At 56.7% G+C, this 699-nt stretch carries 1 protein-coding gene and 1 pseudogene; both read right to left on the reverse strand.

Annotated elements, in window-relative coordinates:
• Positions 1-57: 57 nt before the first annotated feature.
• A pseudogene (locus XI08_RS09880) lies at positions 58-258 on the reverse strand (transposase); the annotation flags it as partial.
• Positions 259-500: 242 nt separating this feature from the next.
• The coding region (locus XI08_RS09885; RefSeq protein WP_271574269.1) for a hypothetical protein at positions 501-699 on the reverse strand (199 nt) is incomplete at its 5' end.

Below are 699 nucleotides of genomic sequence, written 5' to 3' on the forward strand. Positions count from 1 at the left end.
AACGCTTCTGCCACAAAGCCCAGCAGACTTTATGTGGCGAACTTTAGATTCACGTGACTAGGACGCGGACTCATTAAGGCGCAGCCATAGCCTGATTGATGCGAGTTGAACGAATGCGAGGTAGTTGGCGGCGAGCCTATCGTAGCGCGTCGCCACCCGACGACATTGTTTGATCCTGTTGAAGAACCGCTCGACCTGGTTGCGAGCACGATAGAGATAGGGGCTGAAGCAGATCGGATCGCTGCGATTGCTTTTCGGGTCGCTATAGGGGCAAAGAAGACATTGCTTTAGTCGCATCACGCCGCCGGGTTTATGGGTACACGGCCTAGTCTGACCCGCTTGGTACCAGTGACCTCGCTTACCACCACTACTCCGATCTCGCACGCGCTCGCCAGCGTCTCAGGCCGTTATTGCGTGATCGCCGACGCCGATATCGCGGCCACGCGGACAACCAGGCTTTTACAGCCTCTTTTACAGCCTCTTCCAAGAGCAATCATCGGTTAAGCGTGCAACAGAAATAGATCAGCCGGCGAGGCGTGGGACAGGGTGAAATGCGCGCTCTCCATGCCGTGCTGAACGTTGCTGTCAACGTGGAGGTCGTGCAATGCTTGCGCGAACACCTTCGAGCTTGGCACGGGTCCATTCCATAAAGGGATCGCCGCAGATGTGGATCCGGGCTGCGAGGTGATAGCGGAGAAG

The sequence above is a fragment of the Bradyrhizobium sp. CCBAU 11361 genome, assembly GCF_028128935.1.
In the GTDB taxonomy this organism is placed as follows: Bacteria; Pseudomonadota; Alphaproteobacteria; order Rhizobiales; family Xanthobacteraceae; genus Bradyrhizobium; species Bradyrhizobium niftali.